13 protein-coding genes are annotated in these 19,324 nt (G+C 41.2%); 9 read left to right on the plus strand and 4 right to left on the minus strand.

Translation table 11 applies throughout. The features are described from left to right. The first annotated feature begins 52 nt into the window (after window positions 1–52). From M1D52_RS05215 to M1D52_RS05250, 8 genes are all read left to right on the plus strand, one after another. Window positions 53–1,645, plus strand: coding sequence for a RagB/SusD family nutrient uptake outer membrane protein (locus tag M1D52_RS05215; protein WP_437394431.1), 1,593 nt, complete (start codon window positions 53–55; stop codon window positions 1,643–1,645). Between the two features lie 262 nt (window positions 1,646–1,907). Beyond that, window positions 1,908–5,075 carry a SusC/RagA family TonB-linked outer membrane protein gene (locus tag M1D52_RS05220; protein ID WP_437394429.1) on the plus strand — a complete coding sequence of 1,056 codons (3,168 nt, stop codon included), beginning with the start codon at window positions 1,908–1,910 and terminating at the stop codon, window positions 5,073–5,075. A 28-nt stretch (window positions 5,076–5,103) separates the two neighbouring features. After that, entirely contained in the window at window positions 5,104–6,591 is a 1,488-nt protein-coding gene (locus tag M1D52_RS05225; protein WP_437394428.1) for a SusD/RagB family nutrient-binding outer membrane lipoprotein, read from the plus strand. A gap of 21 nt (window positions 6,592–6,612) precedes the next feature. Next, complete coding sequence (locus M1D52_RS05230; protein ID WP_130857998.1) at window positions 6,613–7,566, plus strand: metallophosphoesterase family protein; 954 nt, start codon at window positions 6,613–6,615, stop codon at window positions 7,564–7,566. A gap of 149 nt (window positions 7,567–7,715) precedes the next feature. Beyond that, window positions 7,716–8,876, plus strand: a complete 1,161-nt coding sequence (locus M1D52_RS05235; RefSeq protein WP_377610262.1) for a TIGR03364 family FAD-dependent oxidoreductase — start codon at window positions 7,716–7,718, stop codon at window positions 8,874–8,876. 20 nt (window positions 8,877–8,896) lie between these two features. Then, window positions 8,897–10,222, plus strand: a complete 1,326-nt coding sequence (locus M1D52_RS05240) for a DUF5690 family protein (protein ID WP_437394426.1) — start codon at window positions 8,897–8,899, stop codon at window positions 10,220–10,222. A gap of 130 nt (window positions 10,223–10,352) precedes the next feature. Beyond that, window positions 10,353–11,600 (plus strand): PQQ-dependent sugar dehydrogenase, encoded by a 1,248-nt coding sequence (locus tag M1D52_RS05245; protein ID WP_437394424.1) that lies wholly within the window; start codon window positions 10,353–10,355, stop codon window positions 11,598–11,600. 588 nt (window positions 11,601–12,188) lie between these two features. Continuing rightward, window positions 12,189–13,889 (plus strand): hypothetical protein, encoded by a 1,701-nt coding sequence (locus tag M1D52_RS05250; protein ID WP_130858003.1) that lies wholly within the window; start codon window positions 12,189–12,191, stop codon window positions 13,887–13,889. 95 nt (window positions 13,890–13,984) lie between these two features. On the opposite strand, the gene M1D52_RS05255 is transcribed toward M1D52_RS05250, so the two are convergent. Continuing rightward, window positions 13,985–15,403, minus strand: coding sequence for an HTTM domain-containing protein (locus M1D52_RS05255; RefSeq protein WP_437394423.1), 1,419 nt, complete (start codon window positions 15,401–15,403; stop codon window positions 13,985–13,987). A 184-nt stretch (window positions 15,404–15,587) separates the two neighbouring features. On the opposite strand from M1D52_RS05255, the gene M1D52_RS05260 reads away from it, so the two are divergent. After that, window positions 15,588–16,850, plus strand: a complete 1,263-nt coding sequence (locus tag M1D52_RS05260; RefSeq protein WP_377610259.1) for a DUF2264 domain-containing protein — start codon at window positions 15,588–15,590, stop codon at window positions 16,848–16,850. Window positions 16,851–17,064: 214 nt separating this feature from the next. On the opposite strand, the gene M1D52_RS05265 is transcribed toward M1D52_RS05260, so the two are convergent. From M1D52_RS05265 to M1D52_RS05275, 3 genes are all read right to left on the minus strand, one after another. Next, on the minus strand, window positions 17,065–17,718 hold the full coding sequence (locus M1D52_RS05265) for an NAD(P)-dependent oxidoreductase (RefSeq protein ID WP_437394422.1): 654 nt from the start codon (window positions 17,716–17,718) through the stop codon (window positions 17,065–17,067). A gap of 65 nt (window positions 17,719–17,783) precedes the next feature. Then, window positions 17,784–18,446 carry an NADPH-dependent F420 reductase gene (locus tag M1D52_RS05270; RefSeq protein ID WP_437394421.1) on the minus strand — a complete coding sequence of 221 codons (663 nt, stop codon included), beginning with the start codon at window positions 18,444–18,446 and terminating at the stop codon, window positions 17,784–17,786. Window positions 18,447–18,655: 209 nt separating this feature from the next. After that, window positions 18,656–19,237, minus strand: a complete 582-nt coding sequence (locus M1D52_RS05275; RefSeq protein ID WP_130858006.1) for a Crp/Fnr family transcriptional regulator — start codon at window positions 19,235–19,237, stop codon at window positions 18,656–18,658. Between the last annotated feature and the right edge of the window lie 87 nt (window positions 19,238–19,324).

Raw genomic sequence — 19,324 nt, forward strand, 5'->3', positions numbered from 1 at the left:
AGACAGCAATATGATAAATAATGATGGTTGTATTGCACTAAAGATATACAAGATGAAAAAAAGAATATTTTTAATCGCCATGTTTATTGGGATGATAGCTGCAAGCTGTACGAAGCTGGACGTACCTGTTGAGTCGGAGCTGACTCCTGATAATTTTCCAAATACACCGGAAGCTTTTGTGGCTGCAACAGGACCCATTTATACACAGCTGAGGTCTGGTTATGCTGTTAACTATTGGCGTATGCAGGAACTTTCTACCGATGAAGCTATTATCCCTGCAAGAGATGGGAATTATGATGATGGTGGGCAATATAGGATGCTGCATAAACATAATTGGAATCCGGACCATCCAACGATTAAAGCGGTTTGGGAATGGGGCTTTGGTGGTATCCAAACGTGTAATCGGCTGTTGGCACTGTTCGAAGATGCAGTAGAGAGTGATTCTAAGAGACAAACCCTAGCGGAGATTCGGACTATGCGAGCGCTTTTCTATTTTTTTATGATGGATTTATATGGAAATGTACCCATTTCGATTGCTTTCGGTTCATCCGAACAACCAGCTACTTCAAGTCGTTCAGAGGTCTTTAATTTTATCGAAACGGAGTTGTTGGCTGCGGTTCCTGATTTATCGGTCGAGACAGGTATGTTGACTTATGGTCGTCCAACTCGTTGGCTAGCCTATGTAATGCTGCAGAAACTTTACTTAAACGCCGAATATTATACGGGTACGCCGAAATATACAGAATCGGTGGCGTACGCTGATAAGCTCCTGACTGAATCAAATTTTTCACTTATGAGCGATTTTACAAGCTTGTTCATGCCGGATAATGGTCCAAACAGCGAGACCATCTTTGCAGTGCCTTATGATGCCAATGTGGCTCCGGGAAATCAATTCTCACGATTCGGATTGCATACAGCTCTACAAGACAAATACGATTTGCCCTTTAGACCGAGTATTGCCTTAAGCACTATCGCCGATTTCTATCGTTTGTTTAATCTAGCGGGCGACAAACGCAATGAGACTTGGCTGGCTGGAAAACAAGTAGATTTTGATGGTAATCCGATTTTGGTCAAAACAACCAATAAAGGCTTAGATGCAAGCTATAGCGGGCCGGACCCAGGGAAAGAAATTCAATGGCAATTGGAATTTACGCCCGAAATGCCTTTACGTTTGGAAGCTACGATGGACGTCGGCAATGATGAACTTGGCAAAGCCCGCGGTGTACGTTCAATAAAGTACTACCCCGATAAGAATACGCATCCCAGCAATCGTGATTCTAACAATGATGTGCCGGTATTTCGTTTGGCGGATGTTTATCTAATGAAAGCCGAGGCGATTCTCCGAGGTGCCGCGGCAACCACCGTAAAAGGTGAATCACAAACGGCAGATGTACTTGTAAATAAGATCCGTAGGCGTGTGGGCGCGGATGAAGTAATGGGTATTACTTTAGAAACTCTTCTAAACGAACGAGCAAGGGAGTTTGCTTGGGAAGCTTGGAGAAGGAATGATTTGATACGCTTTGGTAAATTTGAAGATGCTTGGGGATTTAATCCCGGAGGGCAAGCACCAACCTATCGCATTTATCCGGTGCCTACCAGCGAAATGAGATTGAATACGAAATTAATACAGAATCCTGGCTACTAGCCCGCTAAATCTGTCTTAAAACCGAGCCGTTCTGCAAAGAACGGCTTTTTTTATAAACAATTGTTAAGTAACGGTAAGTGCCGGTTTTTACTCTTTGTTTTTCGGTTTAATAACTTTAAATGGTTGTTTTTTAGTAGTTTGATTTGTTTTTAGCTAGTCTATGTTTGGAGTTAACCAAAATTTAATATTTAAATAGTTTACTAATAATATACAAAGTTTAATATTGTTGTGTTTAAAAACACCTAATGTTAAAAGTTTGTTTATGTTAGTTCAACCTTCATCTCAGTTACGGCAGAAATCAATACTATTACTCCTGTTGACGGTTCTTTATGGCTATTCCTTCGGGCAATCTCCCGTAGTCAGCGGAAAAGTAACCGATTCGCTGACCGGTGAAACCATTCCCGGCGCGACCGTTCGTAACATGAGCACCGGAAAAATGGTGTCAACCGATCAAAATGGAAATTTTAATGTTTCGGCAAATTCGGCTGACTCGCTACAGATTGCCTTTATTGGCTATTTGACCAAGCGTATGATTGTCGATACAAAAAAAGAACTTATTATTGCCCTCGCACCTAATCAACAGGGTCTAAATGAAGTAGTCGTTACCGCACTAGGTATTAAAAAGGAAAAGCAGGCGGTTGGTTATTCTATTCAGGAAGTAAAAGGGCAGGATTTAGTAAAAGCGCGTGAGCCGAGTGCTATTTCCAATTTGGCAGGTCGGGTTGCCGGTCTCACGATCACACCAAGCACCAATCTCTTCGGTAACCCCGGTATTACTTTACGAGGGCGTAATAATGTGTTAATTGTAGTTGATGGTATGCCCATTAATACAGATTCCTGGAATTTAAGTCCTGATGATATTGAGTCGTATTCTGTATTGAAAGGCGCTAATGCTGCCGCTCTATATGGTAACAGAGGGCAAAATGGTGCGATTGTCATTACTACAAAACGTGCCAAGGCTCGAGACAAAGGCTTTCAAGTCGAATTTAATTCGAGTACCCAATTACAGACCGGTTATAATGCGATACCAAAAATTCAAACAGCGTACGGTCCCGGTTCCAATTATGAATATGCTTTTAAAGACGGTAGAGGGGGTGGGATTAATGATAATGATTACAATATTTGGGGGCCGCGTTTCGAGGGGCAACTGATTATACAGTATAACAGTCCGCTTGACCCGCAAACCGGCGAACTGGTGCCATTGCCTTGGACGGCCAAAGGAAAAGACAATTTAAAGGAGTTTCTGGAAAATGGTTTATTAAGTACAAATAACCTGGCTATTTCCACTAAAGGAGATCGGGGAGATTTCCGATTGTCGGCATCCCAGATGTTTCAGAAAGGCACTACACCTAACACAAAATTAGGAGGAACCAACGTAAATCTCTCCGGCGGTATTAATGCCGGCAGTAAGCTTCGCTTTGATGCGAGTATCAATTATAATAAACAATATTCACCCAACTATCCGAATTTAGCTTATGGTCCGCAAAGTCCCATTTATATATTAACGCTTTGGGGAGGCGCGGATTACGATATCAATGATCTCCGAAATTATTGGCAACCGGGCAAAGAGAATGTACAACAATATAATCGAGAGTATACGATTTACGATAACCCTTGGATGACAGCTTATGAAAACCTGCGAACTTATGATAAAGATGATATTTATGGACATATCATGATGAACTATAAGTTAACGGAGAAGCTGTCTTTCAATGCTCGTACGAGTGTTAGTACTTGGAACCGGAATCGCACAATTAAAATCCCGATATCAGCCAACTTATATGGCTACACTATTGGTGGAAGTAGAGTGGGGGGCTATCAGGAAACGTATGATACCTTTTGGGAAAACAATACGGAAGCGTCCTTAAAGTATCAAGACCGGTTTTTTGAAGATATTGGTTTCACGGGATCCATTTTCGGGAACTTGCGAACCGTGAGCGCTAAATCGCTGTTTGCACGGACTGACCGTGGATTAACGGTACCGGGAGTGTACGACTTGAGTAATTCGGTTATGCCTACCATTGCCACTAACGATAGGGCTTCCAGACAGGTTGGAAGTGTATATGGTTTTATTGATCTCGACTACAAGAGTTTATTGTATTTAAGTTTGACCGGGCGTGTTGACAAATCATCCACTATGCCCCTAAAAAACAACACCTACTTTTATCCATCGGCGTCTCTTAGTGCTATTATCTCCGAAATGATTAGCATGCCCAAAGCGATAACATCCTTGAAAGTGCGCGGTGCTTACGCCGACGTTGCCAGTGATTTTGTGGACGAAGATGCCCAGTACGATATCTACAAGTTGTTACCCTTTTATAGTAATTATGGGAGATGGGAAAATACCTATACCGGCGTTAATTATACCGGTGTATTGCCTAATCCTGATTTGTTGGCGGAACGTGTGAAGACATTTGAGCTAGGGCTTGAGGCTAGATTTTTTAATGGACGACTAGGCGTAGATGCAGCTGTTTTTAGAAATTTAGAAGGGCCGCGGATTATTGAGCTTGCTACATCCCTAACATCGGGTGTCAGTGCTCGACAGACAAATGGTTTAACGCTCTTACGCAAGGGGCTGGAGTTAAGTGTAGATGGTACGCCCATTGCCCGTGATAATTTCTCGTGGAATGTGCTTGTCAATGCCTCGACGAATCATGCCTGGTTACATGAAATTGACGGCGTGCAAAATCGTTATGGAAATATCCATGTCGGCGAACGATGGGACAGTTATTATATAAAAGATTTCCAACGGGATGATGAAGGGAAGCTTATTGTAGGGACAAACGGTCTACCTGCCTATAATCCTTATATGACGAAAATAGGACACAGCGATAATAACTGGGCTGTCAGTGTTAACAACACCTTCAAGTATAAGGCCTTTAGCTTAAGTTTTATGTTCGATGGCCGATTTGGTGGTTTGATAAAGAATGTACAAGACGCCAAACAGTGGGGATCAGGCACTCATCCGGAATCTGCCAATGAGTACCGTTTAAAGGACTGGCAAAATCGAGATGTGGACGGGTATAAAGGTAGTGTTATGACGGACGGCGTAAAAATCGTCAGCGGTCAATTGAATGCCGATCAAGATGGGAATGTAATTTCTGACACACGTGTTTTCGCTCCAAATGATATTCCGGTATTATGGCAAGCGTGGGCGACCAATTATTATCAATCCGATCCCATTGCAACGAAGAAAAGAACCTTTGTAAAGCTGCGAGAGATTGTGTTGAGCTATAACTTCCCGTCATCCTTTCTCAAACGGACCAAGTTCTTTGATACGGCAAGTGTCTCTTTAGTCGGGCGCAATCTGTTCTATTTTACAGGCAAAGGGACGCAAAATATGGATCTGGATCAGTTTACAGGTTCTAGTTCTGATTACCAGACGCCATCTGTCAAGAGTTTTGGCATCAACCTCAATGCAACTTTCTAATACTTCCATGGACCCGAAAAATATACTAATGAAAACCTTCCAATCAATAACGCTCATTTTGCTGCTAGCTTGCATGGTGAGTGCCTGTAAAAAAATTGAAGATCTACAAAAAGATCCGGCCGCCGTTTATGACCCCGCGCCTAAACTTATTTTCACCGGATTATTGATGCGTGCTTCCGATGCGCCTTGGAGCCAAGATCAGCGTCACAATCAATACATGACGCAGAATGAGGCCTATTATGCCGGGCAGCCTTATAATTGGACTACCGGATCCTATGAGGAGGCATATGGCACACTCCGCGACGTAAATCGCATGGAAGTGGAGGCGCGAAAAGCCGGTGAACTCGGTGCTGTTTATCTCAGTATGGCTAAATTTTTCAAAGCCTATTTTTTTTGCCGGGCAACTGCCATGTTTGGTGATATACCGATGTCAGAAGCTATTAAAGGAGAGGCTGACAACAACTTTCAGCCCAAATATGATACACAGCAAGCGGTATATGCACAAGTGTTGAACTGGCTAGAGGAGGCTAATACCGAGCTTGAGGCGCACGCGGCGCGGGGCGCTTCGTTAGAAGGCGACTTTTTTTATGACGGGCAAATTGATAAGTGGCGCAAGTTGGTGAATTCGTTTAAATTGAGGGTATTGATGGATTTGAGTAAGCGTGCGGATGATACGCCTGACTTACGTGTAAAAGAACGTTTTGCCGAGCTATTAGCCAATCCATCACAATTTCCGCTTATATTATCCAATCAGGATAATTTTCAGTTACGATACAACACCATCAACATGTATCCTTTATGGCCTTCAGATGGTATCGTCATTAAGCGAGATGCACGTAATACGTTAGGCGCTACATATGTAGATATTCTAAAGGAAAGCAGAGATCCGCGCTTACTAATTCAGGCGCTTCCGGCAGAAGGGCTCCGTGCTGATCCCGGTAATCCTTTTACCGCTTTTCAGGGAGGAAAAACCGGTGATCTACAAAGCACACTCTTGAAGCAGGCTACCGAGGGCCAACTTTCAATGATCAATTTTGATTATTGGGTAACTTCCCCTTCCGGTATTCCGGCCATACAGCTCGGAGCCTCAGAAGTTCAATTTGCTTTGGCCGAAGGTGTTAATCGTGGATGGGCGGCAGGCAACGCTGCGGAACATTTTAAATTAGGTATCGAAGAGTCCATGAAATTCTATGGTGTGCCTGCTGATCAAATCAGTACATTCTTAGCGGGCAATCCCTATAAGGGAAATAATGAAGATGGTCTTCGGCAAATTTTAACACAAAAATATGTAGCCTTCTTCGAAAACTCCGGAAAACAGGCCTTCTTTGAACAGAGACGCACAGGAGTTCCAACATTCAGTGTTGGGCCTGCAAACGCAAATAACAATGAAATACCAAAAAGATGGGCTTATCCAACTGCGGAATATAGTACCAACGAAGCGAATTTAAAAGAAGCGCTTCAACGACAATTCAAGGGTTCTGATACCCAGAATGATGTCATTTGGTCGATTAAATAGTAAGCAAATTCATTATCTCTCATGAATTATCAAAGAAGAAATTTTTTAAAAGGAGCAGGCTTGTTGTCGGCTTCTTCTTTACTTGCTTTTGCCAATCTAAGCGCTTTTGCCGCTGAGAAAAATAAGAAAAACATAAAACGGGCACTGCGGATTGCGCATCTTACAGATATCCATTTGCTTAACGAAGCTAATCCAAAAGCTGCCTTTGCCAAAGTGTTAAAGGATGTAAATACATTAAGTGATAAGCCGGACTTGATTATTAACACAGGTGATTCACTTATGGACATGAATAATAAAACAAAGGAAGAGGTAACCAACCTTTGGACAGCCTGGGATGAAGTTATTCAATACAATCATCTGCCGGTCAAAAGTTGTATCGGTAATCACGATGTCTGGTACCTTTCTTCGGAGCATGCAGCATACGGGACGTCAAAGGACGATGCGTATTATGGAAAACAATGGGTTAAGCAGAAGTTGGGATTACCTGGTGAATATTATACTTTTGATAAGGGGGGATGGCGATTTATTGCCTTGGATAGTATTCATTATGTAACTGATAAGGGTGGCTATACTTTTGGAGAAGAGCAACTCGAATGGTTAAAAGATCAGTTGTCAAATACACCGAAAGATATGCACGTACTGATTTTTTCGCACGTACCTATTATATCCGTTACTCCCCTACTTTATGCCGCACAACGTAAACCTGCCAAAGAACTCGGCTTCCCAGGGGGGGATCAACACGTGGACGTAATGGACGTAAAAAAAATATTCAAGGAAAGTGGCAAAGTTAAAGTTGCGCTCAGCGGCCATGTACATTATGTAGACCAAGTGGATTATTTGGGTGTCTGTTATTATTGTGGCGGAGCCGTTTCGGGGAATTGGTGGAATGGCGTTTTGGATGATTTCCCGCCCGCATATTCTATATTGGACTTATACGAAGATGGCTCGAGCCGATACGAAACCATTTATTATTAACCGAAACAGATTAACATCAATGTTCCTACGGATTAACATGACTTAGTTCTTTATTCTTAACAAAAAATTAACATAAACATTGTTTATTTATAATAAACAATGTTTATAATTGTCTTATAAATGGAATTGGTTTTTTATCGATTAAAACAATGCAAGCAAAATTTGATCTTATTGTTGTAGGAAGTGGTATTTTGGGAACCTTTCATGCTTACCATGCGCTTCTGAGAGGATTAAAAGTGCTTTTACTCGAGAAGGATAACTACCCTGTAGGCGCAACCGTGCGAAACTTCGGTCAGGCCGTACCTTCCGGCATGGTGGATCAATGGTTTTGGTATGGTGTAAAAGGACTTGAAGTTTATCAAGCACTCCAGAAAGAATTTGATATTTCGGTGCGCAATAATGGAAGTGTTTACATTGCTTCTGATAAAGACGAACAACAACTTATTCACGAACTAAAGACGCATTATGACACTGTAGGATATGCCTGTGATTTGCTGAGCAGTGATCAAGTGCTGAAAAAATACCCGGCTATTCGATCGTCTTACGTGCAAGAAGCGCTGTTTTTTCCTCAAGAAGTAAGTTTAGAACCCGACAAGATGATTCATCGAGTACATGCCTATATGCAATCGCGGTTTGAAAATTTAACACTTAATTATAATGCACCGGTAATTGGTGCCGAGCAATTAAACGAAGGTGTTTGCGTAAGAAGATCGAATGGCACATCTTACTTGGGGGCTAAGTTGGTGATCTGTAATGGCAATGAGTTTAAACTACTCTTTCCGGATATCTTCAGTGCCAGCGGACAAATGGTTAGTAAATTACAGATGCTGCGTACGGTTCCAATGCCGAAAGTTGAATTGGAAGGTAATATTTTGACAGGATTGACCATTAGACGCTATGAAAGTTTTGAAATGTATTGTCCCTCATTTAACCAAATTGGCACGCCCGAGCATTATCTTGAACTTAAAAAATGGGGTATTCATATACTATTCAAAAAGGCAACTGACGGAAGTTTTATTATAGGTGATTCACATGAATATGCCGATTCGAATCAAGTGGATGATTTAGGCTTTCAAATTAGTTCTTACATCAATCGGTTGATGCTTAATGAGGCGCAACGTATTGTCAATTTCGATGTACAACAAATCGCCGGTAGCTGGGCAGGGTATTACCCGCAACACCCTGAGAAGAATATTGTGGAAATAAATGTAACAGATGACATCCACATCCGTACTTGTATTGGAGGAAAGGGCATGACGGCAGGAATAGGTTACACGGAAGCCAGTATTCAGCAACTCTTCGATCATTAGGTACGAATCGTCAATACACAATGGAAAATACAAAGAAAAGTAACGTGACAACCTGGTTGTCGCGCACATCGGATATTGCCTTTATTTTATGGTGTTCCATCGCCGCTTTCGGAGCGTACTTTTGCATGTATGCTTTCCGTAAACCTTTCAATACCGGTCATTACGACGGCTTGCGTCTTTTTGGTATGGACTATAAATCTGTTCTTATCATTGCGCAAGTGTTTGGCTATATGTTGTCCAAGTTTATCGGTATCAAGGTAATTGCCGAGCTAAAAAGCGCCCAACGTGTTTGGCTGATTATTTCACTTATTCTAGCGGCTGGTCTCAGCCTATTGCTGTTTGCCCTTGTTCCCTTTCCATACAATTTTATCTGCTTATTTCTAAACGGGCTCCCTTTAGGGATGATTTGGGGGATTGTTTTTAGCTTTCTAGAGGGGCGACGATTTACGGAATTATTAGGTTTCGGTTTAAACATAAGTATCATCGTGGCATCCGGCGTACTCAAAACGATATACGTTTTTATACAACAACAAATTCACATTAGTGAATTTTGGATGCCTTTTATTGTTGGTGCGCTGTTCTTTCCCTTTTTTCTATTATTTGTATGGATGCTTGCCGTTATTCCCGTACCTAACGAAAAGGACCGACTATTGCGAACGGAAAGGATACCCATGGATAAAGAAACAAGGAAGCATACGATGGCACTTTATGGTGTCGGAGTAGTGACAATCGTTGTCGTATATGCATTTTTAACCGTTATGCGTGATTTCCGTGATAATTTTTCGGTAGAGATCTGGGATGAAATCCAACCAGGCTACGTGGGGACTGTTTTTGCCACCACCGAGATTATCAGTAGTATAGTTGTGATTCTGTCAGTGGGTTTGATTGCCTTTATACGAAATAATCACAAGGGTTTTCTGTGCACACTCATATTAATGGTTTTTGGTGTGCTTTTGAGTGGTACCGGTACACTGCTCTTTCAAATGCATTACTTAAATGCTTACTCTTGGATGATGTTATTAGGAATTGGGCTGTTCCTGGCTTATACACCGGTACAAACAGTCCTATTTGAACGAATTATTGCACTGTTTAAGCTGAAAGCAAATGCTGGTTTTTTTGTATACATCTGCGATTCTGCTGGATATCTCGGAAGTGTAGCGCTTCTTTTATTTAAAGAATTCGGCTTACCGGGTGTGAGGTGGTCATCTATACTAATTTATTTTTCTTACGCCATTACCCCCATTTGCCTAATTCTCCTCCTTGCCATATTTATTTTTTTTACGGATAAGTTAAGGTCGAAAAAAAAACAATCGGTTCATGCTGAAGCGGATATCATACTAAAATAAATCCATCCAAATGAGTGCAACACAAAAGATACAAAGCACTTAGGCGGAAATTGCTCGATATTTTTAGTTTTACATTCAATAACCTACAATGATTAGGTGTCGGATTAATACTAAAACAACAGCTAAAACAATGTTTAAAAAAATTGTAAAAAAAACGAGTGTGCTTGCATTCGTAAGTGCTTGTCTTGCCTGCTCATCACCTGCAAAGAAAGAGCCGAAAACAGCCAAACTTACACTAGAACCGGGTTTTTCGGCTACTGTTATTGCAGACTCTTTAGGCGCGGCGCGTCACATTGCGGTCAGTCAGCAAGGCGATGTATACGTTAAATTGAATAATTTAAAAGATGGAAAGGGAATCTATTGTTTGTCAGACACGGATCGTGACGGGACGATCGACAAAACAGTCGCTTTTGGTGATTATACCGGTACAGGTATTTTAGTCGATCAAAAATATCTGTATGCATCATCTAACACAACTGTATATCGATATAAGCTCGATCAAAATCAGCAGGTGACTGATGTGGACCACCCTGAGGTTATAGTTAAAGGGTTGGTTGCGCATGCCGTTGATGGTGCAAAACCGCTGGTGATAGATAAGGAACGGAATTTATATGTAGCAGTTGCCTCCTATTCAGATGCCTGTGCAGACGAAACAAAAGACGGGAAATCTTGTCCTTTACTAGATTCCGTAGCAGGTATTTGGCGATTTGACGCCGATAAGGTAAATCAGGAGTACAGCGATGGTGAACAGTATGCAACGGGATTAAAGGGGGTGATGGGATTTGCATGGAACGATGTTTCCAATTCACTTTATGCCTTACAGCATGGCCGGGGCAATTTTCATGAAAAGTTTCCGCAATATTTTGATGCAACCTATTCGGCTACCTATCCCGCTGAAACGTTATATGAGCTAAAAAAAGGGGCTGATGCGGGCTGGCCCTATATTTACTACGATCATATTCGGCATAACAAATTACTGGCTCCCGAATTTGGAGGGGATGGTAAAAAAGAAGGTGATAGTAAGTACTTGGAGCCCGCTTTGGCATTTCCAGCACACCTAGGGCCAAATGCGATGCTCTTCTATACAGGGACTATGTTTCCTGAGAAATATAGGAACGGCGCTTTTATTGCTTTTCATAATCAATCGCCGGAACTGCATAAGGGTTTCTGTGTCGCCTTCGTGCCTTTCAAGAATGGTAAGCCGACAGGGAATTGGGAGGTTTTTGCGGACGATTTTGCAGGAATCGACTTGAAAAATCCGACGGGCCCCAGTCAACATAAACCGTGCGGATTGGCTCAGGGTCCGGATGGAGCTTTGTATGTAAGCGATGACCTGCAGGGAACCATCTATAAAATTACTTATAACGCTAAAGGATGACAACTACTTTTTCTGCTGAACGCTTTAGTTTCGATTTAACACACAAATGAAAGTGTTTATATTAAAGGAACGATTTTTTTAATCAACTTTTTCTTGGCAAAAAGTTGAACAAAACCCAAGGCTGTGTAGGCTACCTTGCAACTGATGGCAAAGCATCAACGGCACGTATTGGAGCCGTTTCACTTCCTCAATCCGCTTGGATACTGCACAATGAGCAGGAGTGCAAATGCTTTGCTGCTCGTTGCTGCGGTATCCTCCAAGGCCGCTTTTCCCACGCACAAGGCTATATTTAGGGCTGAAGATGTAATACATTGGTTAAAAGTAAAAGCCCTCGTTCTGCCAAAATATCGCCTAGGAAATTTGCGGTTTGCACGTTGATGCACTGCCGTTGTAGCAAAGTTCCAAGCGATGAGTTTTTGCGTCACTTTTTGCGGAAAAAAGTGACTAAAGAAAACGTTCTTTTTTTAAAGCGATTTCCCCATGTGGATACCTCATTTTTTCACTGTTTGGTATACTGTTTACTATACAATATCGACACACCTACACTAGGATTCCTTTTATTTCGTATTAAGCTCCAAAGGGGGCGTAATGCAGAAGAAGAATAGAAGAAAGAGAATAATAACTATAGCCAAGGAAAGTGTTGATGCTTATCGTAACAGAAAGCAGTTAATTTTATCATTAGCCAGTCTACTTCTTATTGGAGGAGTGATTTATACGTACCTGATGGCGCGTGTAACGCTTGGCAATAAAACTGAAGTGAAACAAGTGATAACAAGTAAAAGTGCCTTGTTGCAATTAGAAGATAGTTTATCGCTGACCAATAAACAACTTTTACAATTAAATACGCAGGTTGAAGAGCAACTACGTGCTGAACGAAGTGAATTACGGCCTATTAATGAAAATGGGGCTAATAAAGTTTCAAAGACCAACAAGCAGCTTATCATTAGAAAAATAGAAGCGATCTTAAAATATTTGAAAACTCCACTTAACCAATTTAACCAATTACCGGCGTATTTCATCAATAACGCTTCTTTAGAACAACAGATTAGATCGTATAATGAAGAGTTGGCTAAGCTACAGCAGGTGTATAAAGAAAAATCGAAATACGATACCTCTTATTTTATCCCAATTGAACGTTCGCGAGATGATCTTATTAACAAACTGGACACTGAAAAAAGGGAGCTCCTTAAGCCAAATAGAGTCCCACAGCGTAAAAGGTTCTATACGCGGCAACCTTCTGAAAAACTCATCGCCCTTTTCAATAGCCGGGATTCAATCACGGAGATTTATTCAGATCAGCTTGAGCGATATCAAAAAAAATTAAGTCAAACACAAGTAAGTGATTTAATGGATTCATTGGTAGCACCTCAGATTCAAACGGTGCAACCCGCCGAGATCTCTCGGTACATATTACTTCCCAACAGTGCATTGAAATGGTTATGGGTTGTTTTGTTGCTTGCTGTTTTTGTAGGGATCATACCCTTTTTTATTGGCTTTTTTAGAAGGTATAAATCCCCCATTGTAAAGCGGCTCGAAGACCTTGACATCTCGCTTCGAACAGAAAGCAGTAAGCTGGAGCTAAATAAAAATGTAAATCAAGAGCTTGTTGCCTTTAACTACGGAGAACTCATTCAAGAAGTTGAACGTTTAGCAAAAAAGCCAAGTCTTATTGTCTTTAACTCTGTTGAGGCAGAAAAAGAACAATATATAATAAGTGTACAACTTGGAGCTTTATTGGCGAAGCTTGGAAATGAAGTGCTTCATATAAATCTCTCAAATCAATTTGATCGACAATATATGGATAACGTATATACATACGATTTTATTGAGTTTATTGGCAACGCTGAGCGTATAAAGAATCAGCTTTGTCAAACGATGGAGAAGAAAACGGAAGGCCCGGTACTGGTTAATATTGTTAAAACGTTTCGAACGGGCGACGTGAAAGGCGAATCCGGCTTGAATGACTACGGGAGCTTACAGCATTTTTTTGCGAAGGCAGGGTTAAAAGAAATACTCTTAACGCTTAAGCAACACTTTAATTATGTTATCATTGGTACGCCTGATTTTTTAGCGCTTGACTCCTCTTTATTGGCTGTTCCTCAAAAAGAAATAAACGTTTATGTCTTCAAAGCAGGAATCACACAAAGAAAATCCGCAAACATGTTGTGTAAACTAAGTGAGTCCGAATCGACAGCAACGATTCATGTATTAGACTTTTCAGAAAAAACGATTCAACAAATCTCGCCAAATTTGCTGGCTAAAACGAAGCAAATAAAAACCTTAGCATAAATGAGTAGGATGTCTATACAACACCGTGCAAATATAAAAGCTAATACGGTGAATCGCGGATTGCGATCTTGTTGATTTAAGGTTCGGATAGATTGTTAATACGCTCGAATTTGTGGCAGGAAATATTCCGGTGTGGGTGTGTTTTTCTTGTAAATTTCTTCGGGGGCGTCCAGAATCCAGTGTTGGTGGGAAAAATATCTCCAGGAAGTTGCCGCTAAATCAACGGTGGGATCAATAAATGGGTAATAGGGGCTACCATTTACGGAAACCATACTTTGCGCAAATACCGAAACTACTTGTCCTCTTTGCTTATATTCCTTTGCTAAGCGCTGGGCGAATTGCCAAATAGCATCCGGGGCTGTACTGACAAGGTGTAGTTGATGGGGCATTACGTATTCGTTTAACCGAATCTGTTCTTTCTTACCGGTTTCTTTATTAACAACGTAAAATGTGATCTGTCCGGATTTTCGTCTGAGCATCATACGCCATGCCAGGCGATGGCCTTCTTCCGTCCAGAGTACGTCACCTGCTATTAGGTGATGGCGCAACGGTAAATAGAGTTGCCAGAGTACATAAGAAGCCAATAGAAGCAATAAATATTTGCTCAAAGGGCGGGGAGGAGATGAAACGACACGATATGGATTATTCGTCAAATATTGTCCAAATCGCTTTCGAATTAATTCAGGTGGAAAACAAAATATAGCTAATGCTAAAGCAAAATAAGGGAAGATACCGATGTGTAAAGTGATTGAATTGAAAATATGAAATAGCAGTGCGGCGATAAATGCAATAGTACGTGTAGGTTTCCATAATAGAAGGGGTATTACCAGTAGATCAAAGCCAATGCCAAGCCAGGATAATAGTCGTGCAAAATTTTCAGAAGAAAGTAGGTCGGCGAAATGACTCCAGGAAAAATGTGTACGGTACCAAGTTGACGAATCGGAAAGTCGTAAATGCAAATATTGTCCATTGTACCAACCGGGATATAACTTTGCAATACCGGCAAAAGTGTATACAATCAATAATTGAGTAACAAATAAATAGCGTTGCCAATTAAACATGCTTTGCTGACCTTTTGTACGTCCTCGTCTAACATCCAGTGAAAGTGCGCGATTCGCCGGCATAAAAACCATAAACCATGCAATGAGCATCACTAAATAGTAATGATTGTTGTAGTTTGATTTTTGCATGAAATAAACCAACGACCAACCCAAACTAAACAGGAGAATGCTGACCCGATAACGGTAACCGATTGCGATACAGAGCCCAGATAATCCGAGTACCACAAATAAAAGGTACATGATATCTCCTAATAAAAATTGGGTCCATTCGAAACCAAAAAAGGGGAATGTAAAATTAGGGTCGACGAAGGTTTCCTTTACCCAGCCCGTTACAATAGCCCCCCAACATTCCAGCAAAGCCAAGAGCCCAAAAAATATCCTAAAAAGAATGAGTTGGATATGGTCGATCTTTTTAAAAAGCCAAGGCATCTGCATGGTATCTTCTGTAACCAAACTTACATAACAGATATTAAGTTTGCAAAATTTGCGGCATAGGTTTTCAGGTCATTGCTTTAAAAAAACACAACCATACTGATTGACACTGTATATTGCTTAAAAACAGCCATAAGGTTGCTGTTGAGTTAGAATATGTTCATTAAATACCTATTTTTGGAGGATAACCGTATACGGACTTAACATGAAAAGAAGAAGCCTTTTAAAAGGATTGTCCCTGGCCGGACTGGTTGGTATATATAAACCTTCAACCTTACTTGCTCGTACTGAAATAAATAACGATACAGCGTCGATCAATGGCTCACGCGATCGGGCTTATTGGGTCTCGTTAATGGATAAGATAGCGAGTCCGGTACTTGACAATATGAGTAAAGGCCTGTTACGAAAAAATATGGATATGCGGGTCAGTCCGATATGGGATAACCGCGATATAGGAGTCGGATATTTAGAAGCTTTAGGTCGTTTAGCTGTTGGTATGGGGCCCTGGCTTGCTTTAGAGGAGGTGAATGCCAATGAAAAAGTAATCCAATCACGATTAAAGAAGCAATTGCAGGATAGTATTGCAAAGGGAGTTGATCCGAAAAGCGCAGATTACCTAAGTTGGGACAAAGGATCTCAACCCCTAGTGGATGCTGCTTTTTTAGCACAGGCTTTCGTGAAGGCCCCGAAGGTATTGTGGGAACCGCTAAGCGACGGTACTAAGCAACAATTAATCCACGAATTTAAGCAGCTTCGACGCATAAAGCCTTACGAAAGTAATTGGTTGCTCTTTGCCGCTATGATAGAAAGCTTTCTTTTGGAAATAGGTGAAAATGTGGAGGAAAAAAGAATTGATTATGCTATTGAGAAGATCGTGACTTGGTATAAGGGAGATGGATGGTATAGTGATGGAGCGGTTTTTAGTTTCGACTATTATAATAGTTATGTTATTCAACCCATGCTGGTGGATATTTTACGAGTAAATGTGAAACAGGGGCGCCGTACGCGGGACGAATTTGATCGGGCATATAAACGCATGCAACGATATGCCGAATTTTTGGAGCGCATGATTTCACCGGAAGGAACGTATCCGATCTTCGGAAGATCGGCAACCTATCGTACGGCCATTTTTCAGCCTTTGGCGCAACTGGCCTTAGAAGATGCCCTGCCTGATTGGATTACACCTGCACAAGTTAGGAGTGCAATAACAGCCGTGAAGAGGCGGGTGTTTATTCCGGAGAGCTTTACAAAGGATGGTTGGCTAACTTTAGGGATTATCGGGGATAGGCAAAGTGGTTTGGCAGACAGTTATAGTAATACGGGAAGTATGTATTTAACATCATTATCTTTCTTGCCCCTAGGCTTGCCTGAAAAACATCCTTTTTGGTCGGACCCTTTTCAAGAATGGACCATGTTAAAAGCATGGAAAGGAGAGCCTTTTAGAAAGGATTACCACGTAGATTTTTAAGACTAAAAATAGGTTGTTAAAATGTTTTAGCAGAATGTTAAAATATGTTAAAACCCCAAAAAAAGTTTTGCGATGTACCTGCTCCTTATTATCTTTGTGTCATCATAATTTAGGTTTATAATTGGTTAGTAAAGGTCTTCAATCTCCCCGGTTGGAGACCTTTCGTTTTAGCTAATTGTTAAGTTATACTATCCTTTTGAACAAACCCTCATGTTTAGTAAGCAACCGTGAAGCGTTGTTTAATATGTTGCGGATTTAAAGCTTCGTCAACAATGGCTACGGCCAGATCGTCTACCGTTATCCAACTTCTTCCAGCTTCATCAGCAACCGGATAATCAGCACCGGTTCGATAAGTACCTTTTCGTTCTCTCGGTAGGCCATGGTGCATTTCAGGTGCAGGGCTTATAAATGTCCAGTCGATATCCTGTTCTTGTTTTAGGATGTTTAAGTAATCACGAGAGGCCTGAGCACCGGGTTTCCACTCAGCCGGGAATTCGGGTGTATCAACGATCTGTAAACCTTCAGCAGCATATAGGCTGCCCGCACCTCCAATTACCAGTAATCTCTTTACGCCAGCTTTTTTTACGCCTTCTTGAATAGCTTTTGAGCCGGTTAAGAAATCATTGTACAGGTTTGGATTTGTCCAGCCGGCATTATAAGAACTGATCACAAGGTCGAAACCTTGGAGGGCTTTTACAAAATTTTCTGTATCAAGTACATCAACCTGGGTGATGTGCAGCTTTTCATCCTGTGTATTTAATTTAGAAGGATCTCTCAGCAAGACGGTTACCTCTTGCCCTCTATTTAATAACTCGTTTAAAATAGTTTCGCCAACAAATCCCGTGGCGCCAATTAATGCAATTTTCATTTTATTCGTTTTAAGTTTACGTTATAAGCTTTAACAGCTTGTTTTATATAGATTTTGATGCTTAATTAATTATGCAAAATTTTCCAACCGGCGTGCCAATTATAATGGTTTTTTATTCCCAGTTGCATTAACAGAATCTGCATATTTTCCAATGTTCTACTTTTGCTCAAATTTCCGGCAATCACCGGCCTAAAACCAACTTCTTTCACCAGTGCTTCCGTCTGGCTTAAAGCGGCCTCATCGTCACCCGCTAAAAAGCAATCAGCCACGTGATTTGAAAATACAGGCTGACCAAAATTGGCTGCAAAGGTGGTATTAAATGCCTTCACGACTTTCGAATAGGGTAAAAGAGCTTGCAGTTCTTCCGCTGCACTGGTATGCTCGGGCAAAAGTGATCCCTGAAAATCAGGTGTTATCGGATTTGAGATGCTGATAACAATCTTTCCCGTAGTCACCGGTGCGATTTTGGCCGCCAAATCCTTCTCTGCGCTATAAGGAACCGCCAAAACAATGATATCAGCTTCCCAACTGGCATCGACGGGACATAAAATCCAGTCGCTATCCACTTCTTGATTTATCTTTTTCAATTGATGATATAAATCTTGAAGCTTGGCCTGGTTTGTTCCCATTAGTAATAAACGATAAGAACTCCCTGCCAAGCTCTTCGCTAAGGCAGAGCCCATCTGTCCGGAGGCCCCAACAATAGCAATCGTTTGTTTTGTATTCATATTTCCTTCGTTTTGTACTACAAAGGTAGAGACAAATGGAGCCCTATTCTGTTGATATGAAATAAGAAATAGGATTGATATAGATCAAGAGGGGGGAGGTAGTTGTACGTTCTATGTGATAAGTTATACGTTTTAAGTAGAAGCCTCCCCTCATGAGTCTTACGTCCTGATACTTATATCCCGTTTCTACGTATTACCTACTTTGACAATCAACTTTTCTTCAATAATTGTTTTCTAACCCGACTTAAGGTTTCAGGAGTCATGCCAAGAAAGGAAGCCAGCATATGTTGAGGTACTCGTTGGCCGATATGGGGATTTTCGGCAATAAAGCCCAGGTATCGCTCTTCTGCCTGTGTAGTAAGTGTACAGGCAATTCGACGTTGCATGCTGATTAGACTATTCTGCATCAGGATACGCATATAGCGTTCCATTGCCGGAATCGCTTGTAACATCTCTTCCATCGCCGGTTGCGTAATAAGCAAAACTTCTGCTTCCTCTAATACATCAATATCGTAGCTAGCGGGAGTACCCGTTAAAAAACTGTAGCTGTCACTAATCCACCAGCCTTCCGGCGCAAATTGAACGATATGCTCGTTCCCTTTGTCGTCCACCTGATAAGATCGCAACATGCCCTTTTCTACAAATACGATGTATTTGCATGGATCTCCTTGTTGGAGTACATACTGTTTTCTGCGGTATTTTTTTGGAATGAAAAAAGTTTTTAATTGTTCCATTTCCGCTTCCTGAAGCGAAATTTTTCTGTTAATGTGTTCAAATAAAATCTCGAACATAGCGTTATCGGAAAACCGAAGCAATATATTAAAATTCGGTGAAGAACTTTCTTATATTTAAGCCATATTTAAGGAAATACATAATTT

This window comes from Olivibacter sp. SA151, assembly GCF_054130995.1.

Bases quoted from the DNA above. Each gene is read 5' to 3' on its own strand.
- M1D52_RS05215 (WP_437394431.1), top strand. From the start codon at position 53: ATGAAAAAAAGAATATTTTTAATCGCCATGTTTATTGGGATGATAGCT.
- M1D52_RS05220 (WP_437394429.1), top strand. From the start codon at position 1,908: ATGTTAGTTCAACCTTCATCTCAGTTACGGCAGAAATCAATACTATTA.
- M1D52_RS05225 (WP_437394428.1), top strand. From the start codon at position 5,104: ATGAAAACCTTCCAATCAATAACGCTCATTTTGCTGCTAGCTTGCATG.
- M1D52_RS05230 (WP_130857998.1), top strand. From the start codon at position 6,613: ATGAATTATCAAAGAAGAAATTTTTTAAAAGGAGCAGGCTTGTTGTCG.
- M1D52_RS05235 (WP_377610262.1), top strand. From the start codon at position 7,716: ATGCAAGCAAAATTTGATCTTATTGTTGTAGGAAGTGGTATTTTGGGA.
- M1D52_RS05240 (WP_437394426.1), top strand. From the start codon at position 8,897: ATGGAAAATACAAAGAAAAGTAACGTGACAACCTGGTTGTCGCGCACA.
- M1D52_RS05245 (WP_437394424.1), top strand. From the start codon at position 10,353: ATGTTTAAAAAAATTGTAAAAAAAACGAGTGTGCTTGCATTCGTAAGT.
- M1D52_RS05250 (WP_130858003.1), top strand. From the start codon at position 12,189: ATGCAGAAGAAGAATAGAAGAAAGAGAATAATAACTATAGCCAAGGAA.
- M1D52_RS05260 (WP_377610259.1), top strand. From the start codon at position 15,588: ATGAAAAGAAGAAGCCTTTTAAAAGGATTGTCCCTGGCCGGACTGGTT.
- M1D52_RS05265 (WP_437394422.1), bottom strand. From the start codon at position 17,718: ATGAAAATTGCATTAATTGGCGCCACGGGATTTGTTGGCGAAACTATT.
- M1D52_RS05270 (WP_437394421.1), bottom strand. From the start codon at position 18,446: ATGAATACAAAACAAACGATTGCTATTGTTGGGGCCTCCGGACAGATG.
- M1D52_RS05275 (WP_130858006.1), bottom strand. From the start codon at position 19,237: ATGTTCGAGATTTTATTTGAACACATTAACAGAAAAATTTCGCTTCAG.